The following is a 17,364-nucleotide window of genomic DNA, read 5'->3' on the forward strand; positions in this document are numbered from 1 at the left end:
AAAGTATCCCTCTGTACGCCAGCGAGATAGAAAAGATAAAGCTTGTAGATTAAACCACCTTTATTCGTGACGGTGGGTTACTTATGCCCTGAAAGAAGGCAGCGCCCATGTAAAAGTTTTGCATGAACTACACTTCGGCGGAGCAGGTGAACTCGGCACCTTTGTTTTTCTGGTTGATCCATTCAGTTGACGCATTCATTGCTGCGCGGCAGGCCTTTGTCCCGTCAAGGGCATTCAACATAACGAAATCATGAATGATTGCTTGAAAGCGCATGGCCGTCACTTCCACACCTGCTGCTCTGAGTTTCCGTGCGTAGGCCTCCCCCTCGTCCCTAAGCACATCTGCCTCTCCGTTTAGAATCATAGCATCGGGGAGGCCACTGAGCTGCTCAAGCGAGGCGCACAGGGGGGAAGCGGTGATTTCACAGCGCTCTCTGTTAAAAGTGGTATATTGATTCCAAAACCATTGCATTCCAGCACGGTATAAGTAATAACAGCAAGCAAATTCGCGGTATGAACAGGTATTGAAATCGGCATTTGTAACGGGGTAATAGAGCAGCTGCTTATGTATCTTCAGACCATTCCTGTATTTAGAAAGAATTGTCATTACAGTTGCCATGTTTCCGCCCACGCTGTCCCCTGCAACGGTGAGCGTGCTCATGTTTACTTGCCAGTTCAGCTTTGCAGCGATATGGGGGAGTTGTTGGAGAATGAAGTAGCACTGCTCGATGGCGGTGGGATATTTCGCCTCGGGCGCCAGGCTATATTCTGGGAAAAAAAGCACAGAGTTTGTACGGGAAGCTAATTCTCGCACTAGTTTTTCATGTGTATGAAAATTCCCGAACACCCACCCCGCACCGTGCAGATAATAGATTACTGTCGGCACACCGACAATCTTTTCGGGTCGAACGCAGTTAACCGTCACAAGTCCGTACTTACCAGTTTCTATCTGTATAGTGGAAACAGAAGCGGGGCACTTGAATACTGGAGAATCCTGAGCATGATTTAGACGCTCGCGCCCTTCCTCCGGGGGGATTTGAAAGATCAGGGGCGGTATGGCGCTTTCGTTAGCAACTTGAACAGCGGGCAGTTCCAGCGGAATACAGCGTTTCATATGGTACTCCTTTCAAGCCAGAATACATTTTTATTATTTTATGCAAAAAAAATAATAGTGGCACAAGGCAGCGTGAATCAGGCCGTGGGGCATTTCGCCATTCATACTGAGATATGTATGCCCATCTCATACGGAGTTATTTTTGAGATATTGTTATACAGGTAATTAACAGTATCCTGCGCCGCGTCCAAGACGCAATGGTATGTCCGTTGACATGGGAAATAATATCATCTATAATAAAACATAATTTAATGAAAAGGTGATGCATGTCCGGCGTGTCGGATACCACATAATCGGTGGTGTAGATACGACTGGAGAAGAGTAAATAAAATCAATTCAACAGGTAAAGCGCAACCGTTTAGCGGTTTTGTTTTTGTGCCTGCTATTTGATTTTATGTTACTCTTAAACTTATCTTCACCTAAAGGAGATTAGCCGTAGAGTAAAATCTACGGCTTTTTTATTTTGACTAATTTAAAGGAGTGGTTTTACGTACAACAATATTTTTATGTGTTTGGAGCGCCCTGCGCTCTATCAGCAAAGTGAGGTGAATTTCTGGAATGATAAACATATTTCAAAGCAGATGCTCGCTGCCCACCTTAACCCGGATTTTGACGGTGCAAGCCGAAAGCTATGCTTTATTGACCGGTCCGTAAAATGGATAGCGGAAACCATACCGTTTTCTAACCATCCCCGATTGTTGGATATTGGCTGTGGGCCTGGGCTATACGCTGAACGGTTTTGCAAGATGGGTTACACAGTAACGGGGCTTGATTTTTCAAGGCGGTCAATCGAGTATGCTAAGGATTCTGCGGATAGACAAGATTTAGATATCACTTATATTTATCAGGACTACCTGAAAATGAATTACAGCAATATGTTTGATTTAGCAACGTTTATTTACTGCGATTACGGTGCTCTGTCGACCAAAAACAGGGCGATCATTTTACGGAAAATATATCAGACTCTGAAAATCGGCGGAAAGCTTGTATTAGATGTATTTTCTATGGTGAAGTACAACGATTTTGAAGAAATAAAAACTTGGAATGTTCATGAACATGGCGGGTTCTGGAGTGCAGAAAAATATCTTTCATTAAAAGCACAGTACAAGTATCCCGACAACGTGACACTAGAACAAACTGCTGTAATCACCAACAGTGGGATCAGGGAATACTGCATATGGAATTGCTGCTTTACTTTAGAAATCCTACTGAAAGAGGCAAGTGAAGCCGGGTTTGGGAAATTTGAAGTGTTCAGCGATGTTACAGGAAAGTCTTATACGGAAAACAGCCCCACAATTGCAGTTGTTTTAGAAAAATCATCATGAGGAACTCTTTGCAAGATATAAGCCCCTGCTCAAAAGTAAATCGGCAGGTTTACTGAAATCATTTTTTGAAGCAAAGCGATCTGCCGGATTGACGTCTTGATAAAAACCAATTATACTGAACGCGTTCAATTATACTTCAGTTAGGATGATATTGATATGAATTCCAAAGAACAAGCAACACAGCAGCTGATGATTGATACAGCAAAAGCCCTGCTGGAGGAAACGGATGATGTGGAAAAGATCACGGTTCGCCAAATTGCAGAACGTGCCAATGTAGGAATTGGCCTTATCAATTATCATTTTAAGAGCAAAGACAATCTGCTTTCCATTGCCATTGGTGATACAATGGCGAAAATAATTTTGGATTTTTCTGATTCCCATAGTTATGCAGATTTATCACCCATCCAAAAATTAAAGACAATGCTGAAGGAGCTTTATGCCCTGTCAGATCAAAAAGAAAAGCTGATGCGCTTCATTGTATCCAGCGACATGATGAATGGAAATATGCAGACACCCTTGCATCTCATTCCCCTGCTAAAGCAGATTTTCGGAGACAAAAAAGATGATATGGAGTTACGCATACTGGCTTTGCAAATACTCTATCCCATTCAAGTAACCGGCCTAAATAGAGATGCGTTTTATATGTACAGCGGCATAGATGTGTCAAATGAAGAACAGCGAAGCCGCTTTATAGAGAACCTGATAAACAATTTGACAGTCACGGAACAAAAGAAGAATGGATAGGGCTATGAAAAGCTTTATAGAGAAAAATGGGCAGACACTGCGCTCTAAGAAAACGGCGATTTACTTATGCCATTCGTATCCCGGTGCGTTTCAAAAGGCCGTGCAGAAAAATATACCCAAAGAGCTGGCTGACAGTTGCCTATGCATAGAATCGTTTGGCGGCATTCCGCCGTTCACTTCTCCTAAAAATAAGGATTGGATTTTACTGGAGCATGTCGACCGGCTGGCTCAGGCAGTGGCTTCAAAGGGATAAGGTGCACGCATGATCAACAACATTTATTCCACCGTAAAGATTGCTTGTTATTCCGGCACGGGAGGTACTGAACTGGCGGCAAAGAGCTTTCAAAGCCATCTGGAAACGGCAGGCTGTACATGCACGATTGAAAAAATCACCCACATAATCAGAAAAGACCAAAGCAACTGCGCCCTGCTGCTCTTGCTGTTCCCAGTTCATGCGTTCAACGCACCAGAGGCAGTTTACAGGTGGATAGATGGATTGGACACTGTGGAACAAGTCTCCGCAGCGGTTATCTCTGTTTCTGGGGCGGGTGAGATTTGCCCCAACACAGCCTGCCGGCTCGGAAGTATCAAGCGCTTAACTAAGAAAGGCTACCACGTTGTATATGAGAGAATGATTGTCATGCCTTCCAATTGGGTAGCCCCTGCCCCAAGTCCGTTACCCTATCTTTTAATGCAGGCGTTACCCATCGTGGTCGATCAAATCACAAGAGAACTGCTGTCCGGGATCTGTAGAAAAGCAAAGCCCTTATGGATTGATAGAATCTTCTCGGCGATAGGAAAGCTGGAAACATCAGGCGGACATTATTGGGGTAAGCGAATTAAGGTGATGGAACACTGCACCGAATGCGGTTGGTGTGCAGATCACTGCCCTGCTGGTAATATCACAATGACGAACAGAAAGCCAGCCTTTGGTGATGGCTGCCATTTCTGCCTGAAATGCATTTATGGCTGTCCAAGCAAGGCGCTGCATCCGGGAACCTGTAAATTCGTTGTCATAAAAGAGGGGTACTGCTTGCAAGATATCGCACAGCTGCCTCCGCAGAACGTGCAGGTGCATATTCAAGATTTAAAGGTGGGATTCTTTTGGCTGGGGGTCAAGAACTATCTGATGGATTTAGAAACTTAAATTTCAAATTATAAACAACAGGACAGGAAGGTACATTTATGCAGGTAATTAATTTGTTGGACGAAGTCAATAAAAGTTCAGAGCTATATGTCTACAACAAAATAGGGCTTTTAAATGAGCATGTTCTCAGTGTTGTACAAGTGGAAAACCGTACGTTAGACTTTCATGTGCACGAGCATTCGGATGAATTATTCTACGTCATTGAAGGCAGCTTTTATCTGGAAACCGAAGAGAAGAACATGAAAGTAAATGCGGGCGAATTTGTAATTGTCCCCAAAGGAACAAAGCATCGACCTGTAGTGGGTGATTTGACAAAATTTTTGATGATTGAACTGTCTGGCACGCTGAACAAAGAAAATAGTGGTGAACTATATGAGGACTAATTCCGCCGCTTTGGATATGGGTGAAAACCGTATTGTGATACAGCATCAGACTCCTAATTATGAAATGGCAGACTCACGTCCAGACCGGATTATGAAGTGGTGAAAGCTGGCTATATTGTGCGTGGATTGGCAGTGGAAAATATGGATAAGTTTGAAAACAGAAGACATCTTTAATATATGGAGGGGCTGCTATGCTTGAACAAATACCAACCAATGAAGAAATGATTGCGTTAATTGGACAGCCATTATTTGAAGTGTGGCGGAAGCTGGCTGAGTTCATTGAATCAAAATACGATATGGATTGCCTTTGGAACAGCGGTGGAAAGAAATGGACATACGAGTATAAATACCGCGGGGGAGGTAAAACGCTGTGCGCCTTGTACGCAAAAGAAAAAGTATTTGGTTTTATGATTATTTTCGGCAAGGCGGAGCGAGAAAAGGTGGAAGCGATTCGCAGTGAGTTATCGTCCGAGACACAACGTACTTATGACGAAGCCACCACTTACCATGACGGAAAGTGGGTCATGTTTGAACTGACAGATACTTCATTGTTTTCTGACATGGAGAAACTGCTGCGAATCAAGCGGGCGCCCAATAAACTTGCTCGGACTAATTAAAGAGGGAACACCCATTGTATAAATATAATACGTGGGTAGATGTTGGAACCTGTATTCCATATCATGATAAAAAAATCTGAATTATAATTGAAATAAACGGAAAATTGAATCAGAGCAAGTAAAATCAAGCCGCAATCGCTCTATTCCTTTATAGTAAATGCAGGGCGGTTGAAACGAGGTGAACAGACGAATGTACGAGTGGCACAAGCAGATTCAAATCATCGTGGATGAAATAGACGAGTGTATCAGGCATTATCATGATGAAGCATTAACATTACGGTTTCTTTCCCGCAAATTAGGTTATTCCGAATTTCATACGACCAGAAAATTCAAGAAAATATCGGGTATGCAGTTTCGGGACTATCTACGGCTTAGAAAGCTGGCCTTTGCGCTAAAAGAGGTTCGGGATAGTAAAAGAAGCCTTTTGGATATTGCTTTTGATTATGGGTTTTCCTCCCACGAGGCTTTTACAAGAGCGTTTAAGGGAGCCTATGGTGTCACACCAAGTAAATACCGGGAAAAGCCTGAGCCTGTGGTTCTTCGTACAAAAATCAACCCTTTCGACCGCTACTTTTTTGGATTTGGAGAGATTGGCATGATGAAATCTACGAATGAGCTTAAAATTTATTTCGTAACCATTCCCGCGCACAAGTTTTTGCATATTAAAAACTATGAGAGTAACGGATATTGGGATTTTTGGCAAAAGCAAAGTTTGATTCCGGGGCAGGACTGCGAAACCATTTGCGGCTTGCTGGACAGTATCAAGGGGAAACTGGATGACGATGGCGGGAGCGAAGTGAACAGCGGCAGCGGGCAGATTATGGCGTATATCAATGACCCGGAGGGCAGGCTTTGTGATTGGGGCTTTCTGCGCACAGAATGCTATGGTGTGCGGCTTCCTGCTGATTATCAGGGCGAAGTACCACCGCAAATGCTGATGATTGATATTCCCGAGGCCGAGTATCTTGTCTTTGAACACGGACCATTCGATTATGAACAGGAAAATCGCAGTGTGGAGGAAAAGATAGAAACGGCTATGTCTACTTTTGACTTTTCAGACACAGGGTATTCCTTTGATACAACTCCCGGCAGAATCATTTATATGTATCACGATCCGGAACGGTTTTTTAAGTATATCCGGCCAGTGCGGAAGTAAGTGAAACCGACTTTCGATCAACTAATCTCTTTGGCGAAAGATCTGAATTACTTGTGATGAGAATGATGCAAGCCCGGAAAAAATAAATTTGGCAGATGCTTGGCTTAATCGTTAAGAGCGATCACACACGTAGTAGTCGCCCTTTCTTTTGCCCAAGATACAGAAAGAAGGGCGTCTCCGCTCGGAGCGGATTGGTGAGTACAGCCTGCTTACTGATGCGATGGTACTGGTGCAGGGGCTTTCCCACAGAAGTTCCAGTTTAGGGACTTCTGCTGCATATTCCAAAGCGGGTTCCTTCCTTTTTAAATAATTGTCCCGGTGTTTATAGAGCCTGACGAGGGTCTTGAATGAAAATTCAAGACCCTCGTTTTCATATAAGCTTATTTCTTTTTCTGAAATAAGGCGGCTTTTACAACGCCATTGGGGTCTTTTACCAGCAGGATCACAAGCCAGATGGTCAAGCCCAAGGCAACAACGGAAAGCCCCAAGTTGAGATCATTGAGCATATCGGCGGGAGCGGGAGTAAAGTACGCTGCTTTTAATTCCACATACTCAAAAATCGCATCCACGAACCACATGATAGAAGCGCCCCAATACATCCAACAGAGGATGCCGATTTTCATTGTGCTTTTCGGGGCATTTTTATACCAGAGAATAGTGCATGTAAGCGCAGCAAAAACAGTGATCAGCAGTGTCACGTTACCCCTCCTTGGTGTCCGGCAGCCGGCGCATCGAATTTGTTAGTGCTCGCTTCTCAATCATGTTTGCGGCTAAGAGCATACAGCCCCAGACAACCGTCACCAGCAGTGCCATGCCGACGCCGACCGTCGACATTTCATGCAACATGGCGGCGGCATCTGACGGATTGCCTGCTGCTGTCAGGAACGGGAACCATGGCACCACCTCTCCGTGCCAAACATGCTCAAAAGTCAATAGAGCTGCGCCGCCCCAGAGCATGTTTGTCAGCCATTTCAGCTTGCGGGAAAAAGGAAGCTTCTCCAGTATTTCAAAGCCGCCGTCGCCGGTGACGACCTTTAACGCAGCGGGTTTCTTTTCTTTCGCCTTGACGGCCTTTGTAACGATGGTCACCACGATCGCTTCTGTGGCCGGTACCAGAAAACATGCCATAATTTTTCCTCCCCAGTTTATTTGATATGTTTTGCGCCCATGCCCTGTCGGTTTTGGGTTAACGTCAGAAGGACCAGCGTTTGCCGGACTTTTATAAGCTGCGGCACGGCTGTCGTTTTTACGAAAAGTGCGGGGAAATTCATAGTTCCGTACTCTTCGGACAATCTTCCCGCAGGGACAGCAGAGAGAAAACCTGTAAATAAAGGTCACGCTTGCGCGCCGGGGAAATGCAGGCTTCCCTGATAGGCATTGCCAGCGTTTTCAGTTCCGCCTGACAGGCGGCGAGAATATCATCATCTGCCGCACCATGGTCCAGCAGGGCGGCGGTGTGCTCCAGAATTAAAGGCTCTGGCGCTGCCGCGCCGCTCACCAGTTTTGCCGATCGGCTTCTGCCGCAGCGAAGTGCAAAGTTGATGAGTGGAAAGTCAATGCTGGTACGCATCGCGTATTTGTAAAAGCCGCTGCGCTCTCCCTTGGGTGGACTATCCATGAAAAACCGTGTAACCAGGATATTCAGGCGGTTGCGACAGGCGGTGCCGTTGGCCTCGCAGTGGCGATGAATCAGTTCTCTAAGAGGCGCGCAGTGCAGTGCGCCTTTTTCCCAATATTCAGCCTGCGCATCATAGACCAGCAGCGCGGTGGCCACGTCGGAATAATAGAGCGCCCTGCACACGGGGGAGTTTGGAATCTGATGGCAGACATCGCCCCCGGTTTTAAAGCACGGCGGAAGCGAGCTGCGCCATCCGGCGCTCTGGTTGAAATAGATGCAGCGCCGGTCCTGCATGATGTTGCCGCCCATGGTTGCGATGTTCCGAATCTGCGGAGAGGCCACGGCGTTTGCCGCCTGGGCGAGAGCGGGAAAATGATTCAGAATCAGCTCTGATTCCGCTACGTCCGCCAGGATTGCCGAAGCGCCGATACTGACGCCGGGGCCCTCCCGGCGTATCTCCCGCAGCTCCGGAATCTGAGTAAGGAAGACGAGATTCCGGTGGTCCCGCACCTGATTTTTAAAGAGCGGCATCAGATCGGTGCAGCCGCCCGCAAAGATGGCATCCCGATATTCCGTGGCCTGTGAGAGCGATGAGGGAAAGTGATTCATGACAGAGGCCCCCTTTCCGCGCTGTGGGGCAGGATTACAAACCGGTCGCACAGCGGCAGAGTGCCGATCTCTGTCCCGGCTGCCCTGTTTACGGCATTGACAATCGCCGGCGCAACGGGAACGGTGGCCACTTCTCCCACGCTTTTGGCCCCATGTGGACCGGTGGGCTCATAGCTGTCCGCAATCACGACATGAGTTTTGGGCATATCCGCCGCCTGCGGGACGCGGTAGTGGAGAAGATCCGTGGATACGGTTTTCTGTGCCCGGGGATTGCGCTCCATGCGCTCGAAAAGGGCGTAGCCCACACCTTGGGCGATTCCGCCCTCCAACTGCCCCTCTACCGAAAGGCGGTTGATGGGCGTGCCCACGTCTGCCGCCTCGATAATGTGCAGAAGCCGAACGGTGTTCAGCTTTGGGCGGTATTCCACCTTTGCCATGCAGACGACGAAGGGGCTGGGGCTGGCCTGGGCCTTATAGGAGCCGCAGCCGATGATCACGCCGCCGTGCTGGTGGAAGGCGACCCGCCGCACGGCCTGCTGAACACTGAGATGTTCCCGTTTATCCCCGGAGGAAATGAGAAACCCGTCGTCCTCCTCCGTGACCACTGCTTCCGGGACCGTTTCCATCAGCTGCTTCAGGAGCTTCGCCCGGGCGTCGCGGCAGGCGAGAGCAACCGCGTTTCCGCAGACAAAGGTCTGGCTGCTGGCAAAGGTTCCGGTGTCGTAGGGCGTGAGCAGTGTGTCCGCCGCCTTGATACGCACATCGCTCAGGGAAAGTCCCAATGTCTCGGCGGCAATCTGGCTAAGCATGGTTTCGCTGCCCTGGCCGATGTCGGCGGAGCCCACTAAAATTCGCGCGGTGCCGTCGTCGTTCAGCATGACGATGGCGGAGCTCAGGCCCTCTCTGGAGGAAGGGCCAGAGCCATGGCAGGCAAAGGCAACGCCCCACGCCTGTCGGACTTCTTCGTCAAAGGTGAGATGTTCCTCCACATCGATGCGCGTCCGGATTTCCATAGCCCTGCGGGCGCATTCTTCAATGGCGCAGCTTGTGACCGGCGCATCCACACAGGGAAAGTGCTCGCCCACCTTTACGTGATTTTTCAGACGAAATTCCAGTGGGTCCATGCCAAGCTTTTGTGCCATTCGGTCCAGCATGATTTCTCGTCCAAAGGTCAGCTGCGTATTGCCATAGCCCCGAAAAGCGCCGCCGCAGATATCATTTGTCAAGATGCTGTATCCATCGAAAAAGTAGTTGGGAATCCGGTATTGAATTTTGCGGCTCGCACCGGCCACAATGGTGGGCCCGTGGATGGTGTAGGGGCCAATGTTGGCAAGATAGTAGGCGCTGAGGTACTGTAAGACGCCGTCCCTGTTTGCGCCGACTTCAATGTCGATTTCGGTTCCCAGCCGTACAGCCGTGGCGGTAAATTCCTCCTCCCGGGTATAGACCAGACGGACTGGGCGGCCCAGTTTTTTCGACATCAGGGCGATCACCGGCTGGGAATGAAGCTGCTGGCGGGCGCCGAAGCCGCCGCCCACAGCGGGCTTGATAAACCGCACGTCGTTTTCTTTCAGCCCGAGAAGCTCGGACACGATTCTTCTTTCCTGAAAAACAGTTTGAGAGTTGCTGTATACCGTCAGATTTTTTCCGTCGCTGAAATCACAGATACAGCAGGTTGGCTCAATGGGCACATGCTGCATGGAGGGTGTTGAAAAGTGGCCGGACAAAAGGACCTCTCCCTTTTGGTCCGGACTGCCCTGAGAGACATTTCTCCGTTTGACAATGTTGCTTGCGGAAAGATGCGGCTGAATCGGCCTTGCTCCTTCTGCCATTGCGTCCTTCAGGGTGAGCAGGGGAGCGTGCACCTCGTATCTGATTTTTACCTTTTGCGCCGCCATACGGCAGGCCTCGTCGGTTTCCGCCGCCACGCAGACGATTCGATCGCCGATGTACCGGGGATTTTCCGTCAGAATCCGGGCGTCTGCCAGCAGCAGCTCTGCCGGCGGATTGCCGGACGGATTATATAAAATATCCGGAACCTCGCAAGGAAGAAGACAGCCCAAAAATCCCGGAACCTTTTCCGCCTCGGAGCAGTCAATTTGAAGAACCCGGGCGCAGGAATGGGGGCTGCGCAGTACAATCGCCGCCGCCGCACCGTGGGCATCGAGGTCTGCGGTATAGGCGATTTTCCCAGTGGCCTTTTCCATCGACTCCAAACGGGGGATAGCGTGATTCAACACCTGAAACGGTTTCCCCACCTTACCCACGCTCCTTTTCCATGCGCTCTGCCGCCAGCTCCACCGCCTCAATGATTTTGGTGTAGCCGGTGCAGCGGCACAGGTTGCCGGACATCGCCTTTTGGATGTCTGCCCGACTGGGGTGCGGTGTGTGGTCCAGCAGGGCCTTTGCGGAAAGAATCATTCCGGGTGTGCAGAAACCGCACTGGATGGCCCCTGCGTCCATAAATGCCTGCTGGAGGGGGTGGGGATGTTCAAGTGTTCCGATTCCCTCAATGGTTTCCACCTCGCGGCCGTTTACCTGTTCGGCAAGCACGCAGCAGGAATTGACTGCTCTTCCGTCCAGAATTACCGTGCAGGCCCCGCATTCGCCCAGGTCGCATCCGCACTTGGTTCCGGTCAGCCTTGCCTTTTCCCGAATCAGGTGCAGCAGCGTCTCCTGTGCGTCGGTGTTGAATGTGCGCAGTTCATGATTGAGCCGAACCGTGATGGTCATGACGTTTTCTCACTTTCCGCGCCGTATTTATTCTGAATCGGCGGCATCCAGCGCCATAAGAAGCGCTCCGCTGCGAATGCATTCGTAGGCCGCGGCAATGTCCAGACTTAGATTCCGGTCTTCACTCAGATATGGAATCGTCTCACGAAACCGGGCTTTTACCGCGCCGGAAACCTTCCCAAGGTCCACGCCGCCGCGCATATCCGTGGCCTGCGCGGCATGCATAGCCTCCATCCCCAGCAGGTACCGCAGGTTGTCCACAATGCGCAGCGTGCGCATGGCGGCCAGCGGCAGATTGCTGGCATGGTCCTCTATTCCCCCTGCAAAGGGCGTAAAGTCCGTTGAGCAGGTGTTGGACAGCCAGCGGTTTTCCGCGTCCAACGCGGCAAAGCTCTTTTGAATCGTAGAATAGCCGATGGTTTTGACCTCATGTGGTGTCAGGAACCGGGGAAGGCCCGTAAACACCGGGTCCACAATTTTCAGCAGGCGGTTAACAATATTGCGGGACATATGGCAGAGCGCGGCGGCCAGCATGTCCACGCCCAAGGCCAATGTGGTGGTTTCAAAATTAGGGCTGACGCAAATCGTCTGTTCCTCGGTCAGGATGCAGGGGTTGTCGTCAGTGTGGTTGATCTGAATCAGCAGATATTTTTTTACAAACTCCAGAGTGTCATAAACCGCCCCATGAACCGCCGCGCCGCAGCGGAAGCTCAGCGGGTCCTGCAAGGCCCGCTTCGGGTCGGGCTGGGCGAGATAGCTCCCATCAAGATATCGCCGGCAATCCGCGGCGCAGCGGATTTGTCCTTCCAGCCCCCGCAGCTCGTTGACCCGTTTCCCGAGGGGCTGAAGGCCGCCGTTCAGACCTTCCAGGCTCATGCAGTAAACGGCGTTGCCCAATCTTAAAAGCTCTTCCGTCTCCTTGACCAATACCGTCACCAGGGATTCGCCCTGCGCGTTGGACGACGCCACGGAAAGCCCGTCCTTGGGCCCCAGCACGGCAGGTTTCAGTCCCTCCGCCGTCAGCGCCTCAATAGACGGAACGACCTTTCCGTGATACTCTGCCTCGCCCATACCAATCAGCGTTTGGCCAATCAGCGGCAGCGTACTCACGTCGCCCTCCCCCACGGCGCCGCGGCGCAGGACGCGGGGATGAATTCCCCGGTTCAGGAATTCCTGATACATGGTCAGAATATCGGGCGAGATTCCGGTCCGACAGCATAGGGCCGTATTGAGGCGGATGCACAGCATCGCCCGAACCTCTTCAACGCTGCAATACGGCGCAATACCCAAAGAGTGACTGTTGATCAGATTTCGGTTATACTGTTCAAAAAATTCCGAGCTGAACTCGCGGTCCTTGTTCCAGCCCACGCCGTGATTCAGTCCATAGACAGGGGCCCCCTTGGCGGCCAGATCAAAAAGCACCTGACGGGATGAATGGAGTCTGGGAACTACCTCGGGGTCAATTTCAACGCGCCTTCTCCGGTATACGACGTCGTAAAGATCCTCAAGCGTAAGATTTACCCCATTCAGCATCAACGTGTCACACATGCGAATTCCTCCCAAAGCGGTAATTGACGGCCGCGCGGCTGTCATGCGGCGCAGGCCGACGAATGTTGAATCAAGTTTAACATAAAACAGTCCAATAATCGTTGAATTGTCATTAAGTTGCAAAATGCGGATGATATAAGAAATGCTGCGTGTTTTAAAGAAAATATATTTAACTAATTGGTTCAACGCTTTTTCCACGTTTTATGACTATACTGTCACTCAACTAAAGCGGTGCAGTGGTCCCACGCTGTTTTTCTGCGGCGTGAAAAAGGGTTTGCCCCGTGTGTGACGGAGGCGGTGGGGGAAGGACGGACCGGAGATCAGGGCTGCATCGCTGTATAACGAATAAGGAAAGGATGTATGAAAAATCTGCGCGCGTCATTTCAAAGGACGCTCCAAAAAAGTAGGAGGGAACTATGTTAACAACACTCGACAATATTACGATTATTCTTTGCGTCGTTGGAGTCTTTGCCATCAGCCATATCATGGGCAGAAAGAGCAAGGACATGGAAAGCTTTTACCATGCAAACAAATCTTTGCCCTGGTCGCTGGCTGTGGGCACGATTGCGGCTTCCTGGTACGGCGGCAACGGGACCATCGGCACTGTGGGCTACGCCACCACAATGGGTCTGGCGGCATTCTTTATCTGGTCCATCGGCGCACATCTTGTCCGTTTCCCCCTGGCGCTGTGGATGGCGCCGAAAATTTCCGTGAAGGTCAACTCCACCATGACCGAACTGCTGAATCGCTTTTACGGACGCATCGCCTCCTTCATCGGAGCCATTGTACTGATTGTCAGCTGCCTGTCCATCTCTGAAATTGCCGCCACCGGCTATGTCGGGATTGCGGCGTGGGGCGCCAACAAGTTTGTGGTGGCAGCCATCGTCATTGCCATCTCCATTCTTCTCACCTGCGTCGGCGGCCTGATGGGGGTTGCCATCACCGATATGATCTTTTTCTTCTTTATGATTATGTCGGTATCTCTGGTCTTTCCGCAAGCGTTTTTCAGTATGGGCGGCTTCGCGGGAGTAGAGGGCATTCTCAACGCGGTTGATCCCGGCCTGATGACGCCTCTGGGCGGAATCGCTCCGGGAAAGGCTATTATGCTGATACTGGTGTGCATCAATGTCTACAAGGACCCCGCTTTTTATCAGCGGTTCACGGCCTCCAACGGGCCCAAAACCGGCAAGCGGGCCATGCTGACCTGCTTCTCCATTTGGATGAGCATGGATGCCTGCCTAATGTTTACGGCCATCGTAATCCGCGCACAGGACCCCCTCCTGACGGTTCAGCCCGAGGTGGCTTACATCACCCTTGTGCTCAGCGGTCTGCCGGTGGTGCTTCGCGGCCTGTTTATCTTCGGTATGATGGGCGCTATCATCTCCACGGTCGACACCTATTATCTCATTGGCGGCGAGATTCTCGCAAACGATATTGTCAGCCCGCTGTGCAAAAAGCCGCTGAACGACCGGCAGTCGATTCTGATCGCCCGCATCGCCTGTGTGGGCTTTGGTGTGATCGGACTTGCAGTTGCGTTCCGGTTTGCGCTGGTCTATGACGCGATGATCTTTGTCACCAGCCTGAGTATGTCTGTCCTGTTTGTCCCTGTCATCGCGGCCATTATGTATGAGGGCAAAAAGACCAATATGGCGGGCCTGGCCAGCATGTTTGCCGGTGGAGGCGCATGGATCTGGTTTTCGTATAAGCCCATTTCCATCGCCGCGCTGGGCGGGCCCATCGACGCAAGCCTTGTGGCGCTGCCGCTGTCCTTTGTGGCGTTTCTCATTGGAAACCGTTTTGGAAGAGAGCTCAACCACGGGTTTGCCGTTTCCGGCGGAGCCAATATGGGGACGGCCATTGATACCAGCGCCATCAGTATGGAGGAATACAAGAAAGAGACGAAGGTCGAGTGGTTTGGCGTGGACGGTGCGCTGTGCCTTCTGTATGCCGGACTGGCCTGTGTCTATACTTATGGAATCCTGAACCGTGTGGATTGGATCATTGGATGGATGGCCCCCATTGTTGCGGCTACCATGACGACGCTGATCTTTGGCCGATACCTGTTTGAGGTGTTTTCCTTTGGCAAGGGGCACCATAGCCGGGAGACTCAGTTAAAATAATTCGGACCACCGCACGATCTATGGAAAACCCGGAAAGGTAAATCCGCTTGGATTTACCTTTCCGGGCAATCCCGACTGTATACAATATCAAAGGCATCCGCATGCACGCCGGAATTCTATTCACTTTTTCGCGAAAGGAAATTGGAATGATGAAAATTACAGCCACGCCAAAAACCATGAGCGAGGCCGAAGCACTGCGAGTTGCCCGCGGCGGCGGCAACGTCATCGGAAAAGCACTGTACGGCGGAAAAGATATTACGCTCAAGCTGATGTATCTGGAGAGCAGGGAGGTCATTTTGGACCTTCATTATCAGCCCGCTCCTTTGATGCGCTGGCTTGGAAAGGGTGCCGCTTCCGGTCCCGCTGTTCAAAAAATTCGGATGATCGTGGAGGGGACGCGCTGTACGGCCAGCTATGCGGAGGACGCGCTGAAGACCTGTGAAATCGACGTGAAGGACGAAAATGCCCTGCAAAAAACGGAATATTCGGATGAAAAAATCTTTGCCGCGGCAAAGCGGCCCGCGCTGAGGATGGTCCGCCGTCAAATCGGCAGGGTCGCCACCGCGGAGCTGAATTCCATACGCTCCATTTACCGGCCCTATTATATCGCCTTTTACGGCGAGGTGAAAATGGGAGAGCGGGTGCGCTATCTTCCCATTGCCGCGGATGGAAACAAGGTTGATCGGGCGCTGTAAGCAGAAAGGAGAATCAGATGGAAGCTGTTGTATTTGACGGCAGGATTACCGTGAAAGACATTGTGGGCATTGCGCGCTTTCACGCAAAGGCCGCGTTTTCTGAGGAGTACGAAACGCGGGTCAACCGCTGCCGCGCCCATGTGGATCGGTTTGGCCGGGAGGAAAAGGCAATTTACGGCCTGACCACCGGACTGGGGGACAACTGGAAAAAGTTTATACCCGAGGAGGGCCGCACCGTCATCCAGCGCAATCATATCTATGCCCATACCTGCGCCGTGGGAGAGGCGATTCCGGAGGAGTGCGTCCGGGCCATGATGGCCGTCATGCTGGCCCACTTCGGCGTCGGGCATGCCGGCATCCGGCTGGAGACGCTGGCCTTGCTCCGAGACATGCTCAATGCCGGCATTACACCTCGGGTTCCGGGACATGGCTCTGTGGGCTATCTGACGCTGGAAGGCCATATTGGAATGGTCTTGATTGGCGAGGGGCGCGCGTGGTATCAGGGGGAGTTGCTGGATGGAGGAGAGGCGCTGAAACGGGCGGGGCTTGAACCGGTGACACTTTCGTCCAAGGAGGGGCTGACGCTGCTCTCCGGCACCACCTCCGTCACAGCCTTTGGGGCATTGGCAATGTACGACGCAGAGACACTGTGCCTCACCGCAGATATCGCCGGTTCGTTTTCCCTGGAGGTTCTCAAGGGTACCCTGATGGCTATGGACCAGCGGATTATGGATGCCCGCCCCCATCCGGATCAGATCAACACCGCTGCCAACATCCGCGCGATTCTGGGGGATAGCCCCATTCTCGCTCGTTTTCAGGGGCATCGCGTGCAGGATGCCCTGTCCATTCGCTGTATGCCCCAGCTTCACGGGGCTGTGAAAAAGACCGTGAAGGACGGGTTGGAAACGATGGCCATAGAGCTGAATTCCTCGGTGGATAACCCGCTCATTTTTGAAGAGGGAGAGGATGCAGTGGCCCTGATGGGCTGCAATGCCGACGGAAGCTATGTGGGCCTGGCCTGCGATGCGCTGACCATCGCAATCACTGATTTGTGCAAGATGAGCAACAGCCGCATTGACCGGATGCTGAATCACCTTGTCAGCGAACTGCCGGCATTTTTGAATAAAAACGCTGATTTCAACAACGGACTGATGATGATTCAATATGCCGCAGCCGGATTGCAGGGAGAGCTTCGCATCCTGTCCCATCCTGCGGTTGTGGACAATCTGACCACCTGTGCCAATCAGGAAGATTACATCAGCATGGGCTATAACGCGGCAAAAAAGGCCTATGACGCGATGCATCTGGCCAAGTATATTCTCGCATCGGAGCTTATCTGCGACGGACAGGCGCTGGATTGCCATGACGACCCCGCCTGCTCAAAAGCCACCGGCGCAGTCTACCGGCTGCTGCGCACACAAGTCCCGGAAATGAACGCGGATACTGCGCTGGAGCCGTATATGGAAGCCGTGGCGGCGCAGATTATAGACCGTCGCTATATTCAGGCGGTGGAGGGGGAGACAGGCGGGCTGCGGTTCTGAAAAGGATGCAGGCG

The 17,364-nt window shown here is 51.2% G+C and carries 17 protein-coding genes; 10 read left to right on the plus strand and 7 right to left on the minus strand.

All coding sequences use genetic code 11. The features are described from left to right. Nucleotides 1–127 precede the first annotated feature (127 nt). The gene (locus ABVS15_RS11470) at nt 128–1,114 is read right to left on the minus strand and encodes an alpha/beta hydrolase (protein WP_369283814.1); all 987 of its coding nucleotides are present in this window, start codon (nt 1,112–1,114) and stop codon (nt 128–130) included. Nucleotides 1,115–1,620: 506 nt separating this feature from the next. On the opposite strand from ABVS15_RS11470, the gene ABVS15_RS11475 reads away from it, so the two are divergent. From ABVS15_RS11475 to ABVS15_RS11505, 7 genes are all read left to right on the plus strand, one after another. Further along, complete coding sequence (locus ABVS15_RS11475; RefSeq protein WP_369283815.1) at nt 1,621–2,439, plus strand: class I SAM-dependent methyltransferase; 819 nt, start codon at nt 1,621–1,623, stop codon at nt 2,437–2,439. A 156-nt stretch (nt 2,440–2,595) separates the two neighbouring features. Then, the gene (locus ABVS15_RS11480) at nt 2,596–3,183 is read left to right on the plus strand and encodes a TetR/AcrR family transcriptional regulator (RefSeq protein ID WP_369283816.1); all 588 of its coding nucleotides are present in this window, start codon (nt 2,596–2,598) and stop codon (nt 3,181–3,183) included. 4 nt (nt 3,184–3,187) lie between these two features. Next, nucleotides 3,188–3,436, plus strand: coding sequence for a hypothetical protein (locus tag ABVS15_RS11485; RefSeq protein WP_369283817.1), 249 nt, complete (start codon nt 3,188–3,190; stop codon nt 3,434–3,436). 9 nt (nt 3,437–3,445) lie between these two features. Beyond that, nucleotides 3,446–4,330: an EFR1 family ferrodoxin gene (locus ABVS15_RS11490; protein WP_369283818.1), complete on the plus strand. Its 885-nt coding sequence runs from the start codon at nt 3,446–3,448 to the stop codon at nt 4,328–4,330. Between the two features lie 38 nt (nt 4,331–4,368). Further along, nucleotides 4,369–4,713: a cupin domain-containing protein gene (locus ABVS15_RS11495; RefSeq protein ID WP_369283819.1), complete on the plus strand. Its 345-nt coding sequence runs from the start codon at nt 4,369–4,371 to the stop codon at nt 4,711–4,713. A gap of 191 nt (nt 4,714–4,904) precedes the next feature. Beyond that, complete coding sequence (locus ABVS15_RS11500) at nt 4,905–5,330, plus strand: DUF3788 domain-containing protein (protein ID WP_369283820.1); 426 nt, start codon at nt 4,905–4,907, stop codon at nt 5,328–5,330. Between the two features lie 190 nt (nt 5,331–5,520). Further along, the gene (locus ABVS15_RS11505) at nt 5,521–6,486 is read left to right on the plus strand and encodes a helix-turn-helix transcriptional regulator (RefSeq protein WP_369283821.1); all 966 of its coding nucleotides are present in this window, start codon (nt 5,521–5,523) and stop codon (nt 6,484–6,486) included. A 380-nt stretch (nt 6,487–6,866) separates the two neighbouring features. Here the strand turns inward: ABVS15_RS11505 and ABVS15_RS11510 are convergent, their stop codons facing one another. The 6 genes from ABVS15_RS11510 to hutH (ABVS15_RS11535) form a co-directional block, all read right to left on the minus strand. Then, nucleotides 6,867–7,184, minus strand: a complete 318-nt coding sequence (locus tag ABVS15_RS11510) for a hypothetical protein (RefSeq protein ID WP_369283822.1) — start codon at nt 7,182–7,184, stop codon at nt 6,867–6,869. A gap of 1 nt (nt 7,185) precedes the next feature. Further along, nucleotides 7,186–7,614, minus strand: a complete 429-nt coding sequence (locus tag ABVS15_RS11515; RefSeq protein ID WP_369283823.1) for a hypothetical protein — start codon at nt 7,612–7,614, stop codon at nt 7,186–7,188. 139 nt (nt 7,615–7,753) lie between these two features. Next, nucleotides 7,754–8,713: a xanthine dehydrogenase family protein subunit M gene (locus tag ABVS15_RS11520; protein WP_369283824.1), complete on the minus strand. Its 960-nt coding sequence runs from the start codon at nt 8,711–8,713 to the stop codon at nt 7,754–7,756. Beyond that, nucleotides 8,710–10,971, minus strand: coding sequence for a xanthine dehydrogenase family protein molybdopterin-binding subunit (locus tag ABVS15_RS11525; protein WP_369283825.1), 2,262 nt, complete (start codon nt 10,969–10,971; stop codon nt 8,710–8,712). The genes ABVS15_RS11520 and ABVS15_RS11525 overlap by 4 nt, the downstream gene beginning before the upstream one ends. 1 nt (nt 10,972) lies before the next feature. Next, entirely contained in the window at nt 10,973–11,446 is a 474-nt protein-coding gene (locus tag ABVS15_RS11530) for a (2Fe-2S)-binding protein (protein ID WP_369283826.1), read from the minus strand. A 27-nt stretch (nt 11,447–11,473) separates the two neighbouring features. After that, nucleotides 11,474–12,994: a histidine ammonia-lyase gene (hutH, locus tag ABVS15_RS11535; RefSeq protein WP_369283827.1), complete on the minus strand. Its 1,521-nt coding sequence runs from the start codon at nt 12,992–12,994 to the stop codon at nt 11,474–11,476. 416 nt (nt 12,995–13,410) lie between these two features. On the opposite strand from hutH (ABVS15_RS11535), the gene ABVS15_RS11540 reads away from it, so the two are divergent. The 3 genes from ABVS15_RS11540 to hutH (ABVS15_RS11550) all read left to right on the plus strand — a co-directional run bounded on the left by ABVS15_RS11540 (nt 13,411) and on the right by hutH (ABVS15_RS11550) (nt 17,350). After that, nucleotides 13,411–15,114 carry a sodium:solute symporter gene (locus ABVS15_RS11540; RefSeq protein WP_369283828.1) on the plus strand — a complete coding sequence of 568 codons (1,704 nt, stop codon included), beginning with the start codon at nt 13,411–13,413 and terminating at the stop codon, nt 15,112–15,114. A 146-nt stretch (nt 15,115–15,260) separates the two neighbouring features. After that, complete coding sequence (locus ABVS15_RS11545) at nt 15,261–15,809, plus strand: hypothetical protein (protein WP_369283829.1); 549 nt, start codon at nt 15,261–15,263, stop codon at nt 15,807–15,809. A 17-nt stretch (nt 15,810–15,826) separates the two neighbouring features. Then, nucleotides 15,827–17,350 carry a histidine ammonia-lyase gene (hutH, locus tag ABVS15_RS11550; protein ID WP_369283830.1) on the plus strand — a complete coding sequence of 508 codons (1,524 nt, stop codon included), beginning with the start codon at nt 15,827–15,829 and terminating at the stop codon, nt 17,348–17,350. Nucleotides 17,351–17,364 lie beyond the last annotated feature (14 nt).

The organism is Oscillibacter sp. GMB15532, assembly GCF_041020825.1.
Classification (GTDB): domain Bacteria; phylum Bacillota; class Clostridia; order Oscillospirales; family Oscillospiraceae; genus Oscillibacter.